This window comes from Skermanella sp., from assembly GCF_059503625.1.
In genome coordinates this window covers 1-2,936 of record NZ_JCACHA010000299.1, presented here as the reverse complement: position 1 = coordinate 2,936, position 2,936 = coordinate 1, and the positions used below count along the sequence as shown (strand labels likewise).

Sequence of the window (2,936 nt, the reverse complement as noted above, 5' to 3'; positions counted from 1 at the left end):
CAAGCACCCCGTTGGACAGTGGTTTCGCTGTTACAATCCACCACCCTCAGCGAGGTGGCCGATTACGGGGCTGAGCGCGCGGTTCGGGGGTCCCGGTGCCGTTGACGACACGATGGCCCTGTGAGACAGTCCGGCCATCGAAGTCCACCTCGCTTCCACGCGGGCAAGCCGTTTGTCGTCGCCCAAGAACCGGAGGATCGCGGAATGGTGCCTGCTCAGCGCATCGAGTTCACCGGCAGCAGCGGTGATGCGTTGGCCGCCCGGCTCGACCTCCCGCCCGGACCCGTGCGTGCATACGCAATCTTCGCCCATTGCTTCACCTGCTCGAAAGACATCTTTGCCGCGCAAAGGATCGCGTCAGAGCTCGCCTTGCGCGGCATCGCCGTGCTGCGGTTCGACTTCACGGGGCTTGGCTCGTCGGGCGGCGAGTTCGCGAATACCAACTTCTCCTCGAATGTGGAGGATCTCCGTCTGGCCGCTGCCTACCTGGCAGACCATTACGGTCCTGCCGAGCTGCTGATCGGCCATTCTCTGGGCGGTGCCGCCGTGCTGATGGCTGCCTCGGACCTGCCGGAGTTAAGGGCGGTGGTTACCATCGCAGCACCGGCCGACGCGGAACACGTCGTTTCCAGCTTTCGCGTGCACGTGCCCGCGATCGAGAGTGACGGCGAAGCGGAGGTCGAACTCGCCGGACGACGGTTCACCATTCGCCAACAATTTCTCGAAGATCTGCGCGTCCAGGACCTTGAGGCGAAGATCGGGCACCTCGGCAGGCCGCTTCTCATCCTCCATGCCCCTACCGATGATGTTGTTGGAGTCGAGAACGCCAAGCGGATCTTCGAGGCCGCGCGGCATCCTAAAAGCTTCGTGTCGCTCGACGGTGCCGACCATCTCCTCTCCCGCCGCGAGGACGCCGTCTTTGTCGCCGAGATCGTCAGCGCCTGGTGCAGCCGTTATCTCCCAACGCTTTCCCATAGGGCGGAAACTCCGAGCGATCAGGGCGTACGGGTCCGCTCGACGGGCGAGGGTCGTTTTCAGCAGATCGTGCACATCGGGGCGCATCGGCTCTTCGCCGATGAGCCCGTGACCTTCGGTGGGCTCGACAGCGGACCCAGCCCTTACGACTTCCTGTCGGCGGGGCTTGCCGCGTGCACCTCCATGACTCTTGCCCTCTACGCCGAACGCAAGGGCTGGCAAATCCCCCCCTTCACCGTGGACGTCCGTCATACCAAGGTCCATGCAACAGATTGCGTGAGGTGTGTGGACGGCGGTGGTGACAGGATCGATCAGTTCGATCGATCGATCCTATTCGAGAGCGACCCCGGAGAAGCCGCGAGAGAGAAAGCCATCGAGATCGCCGGTAAGTGTCCGGTCCACCGCACCCTGGAAGCTGGCTCTGCTGTCGTCACGACCGTTGGGACATCAGTCACGCTCAGGTGATACTGCCAGTCGTCCAGCTGACATTCGGAAGGGAGAGGCTGCAACGCCGGTAAGCAATCCGGCTTCTGTTCTCCAGAATACCTGTTCTTCAGGAGGCGTCGAGGCCACTCTCGACACGGAGTTCTTATCAGGCTTGGATAAGGGCGGTGCTGACGTCCGGCGAGGCACTCGGAGGTGAGTGAGGGAGAAGTCGCCCGGTAGCGAGCAGGCGCATCGTTCCCACAACCAGCACTGCGATGGTGATGTTCGCTACGATGAACAGAAGAAGCGCCAGGACACCGACGTGCTGCCCGGCGCCGCGTGCGACCAGGCGGAGGGCCAGCGCGGCGATTGCCGTTGCCGAGAAGGCAAAGCCCTAGTAGCCGGGAGAAAGTACGGCCGATCATACCCTACTTAGGAGACGCGCAGGAATAATTGAGACATTTTGATGTCATATTTCCAGTAGGGATTTTGATCACCTCTGGTGATTGCCACATTCGGCGGCATGATTGATGAGCGTGCGATACGAGAGCGGTACGAGGCGATCCGGGACCAGTTGGACGAGCGGGGACGACGCCTGTTCGCAGCGGCCGAGGCGCGATCCGCAGGTCGCGGCGGGGTGGTGGCGGTATACCGCCCGAAGGGCGTTGCCAAGGCCCGCGGACAACCGGGCTGGCGCGCGGCACCATCGAGCGGGGATTGAAAGATCTCGACCAGCCGGCTCCGCCCGGTGGGCGGATCCGTCGGGCCGGGAGCGGGCGGCAGCGCCTGACGGCCAAGGATCCAACGTTGCTGGAGGACCTGCGTCGCCTGGTCGAGCCGGTCACGCTGGGCGACCCGATGCGACCACTGCTGTGGGTTTCCAAGAGCCACGTCAAACTCGCCAAAGCGCTTCAGAAGATGGGCCATGCAGGCAGCCCGAACACGGTGCGCAAGCTGCTACACCAGCTCGGCTATGGCCGCCGGGCCAATCGCAAGGCCAATGATGGCCGCCAGCATGCCGACCGTGACGCTCAGTTCGAGCACATCAACACCCAGGTTCTAGCCTTCCAGGCTGAGGATCAGCCGGTGATCTCGGTCGACACCAAGAAGAAGGAGCTGGTCGGCAACTACACCAACAAGGGGACTGACTACCGCCCCGAGGGCCAGCCGCGGCGGACCGAGGTCCATGACTTCGAGGATAAGGACCTCGGCAAGGTCGTGCCCTATGGCGTCTACGATCTGGCCGACAACAGCGGCTGGGTCAGCCTCGGCGTGACCAGCGACACTGCCGAGTTCGCGGTCAACGCCATCCGCTCCTGGTTCGACAACAAGGGTCGTGCCCTCTATCCCGCGGCCTCCCGGTTGATGATCACGGCCGACTGCGGCGGCTCCAATGGAGCCCGCCTGCGGCTGTGGAAGCGTGAGCTTCAGAACTTGGCCGACCAGACCGGGCTGACGATCTCGGTGTGCCACTTCCCACCCGGAACCTCAAAGTGGAACAGGATTGAGCATCGCCTTTTCTGCCATATCACGCA

Annotated in this window: 1 protein-coding gene and 1 pseudogene; both read left to right on the top strand. The window is 63.3% G+C overall.

Annotated elements, in window-relative coordinates:
• Positions 1-204: 204 nt before the first annotated feature.
• Positions 205-1,440, top strand: a complete 1,236-nt coding sequence (locus tag AC5JJ6_RS06880) for a bifunctional alpha/beta hydrolase/OsmC family protein (RefSeq protein ID WP_496041321.1) — start codon at positions 205-207, stop codon at positions 1,438-1,440.
• A gap of 484 nt (positions 1,441-1,924) precedes the next feature.
• Positions 1,925-2,936, top strand: a pseudogene (locus AC5JJ6_RS06875) (ISAzo13 family transposase); the annotation flags it as partial.

What these genes read in the sequence shown, in the direction of transcription:
- AC5JJ6_RS06880 (WP_496041321.1), top strand. Translation starts at nt 205, where the DNA reads ATGGTGCCTGCTCAGCGCATCGAGTTCACCGGCAGCAGCGGTGATGCG.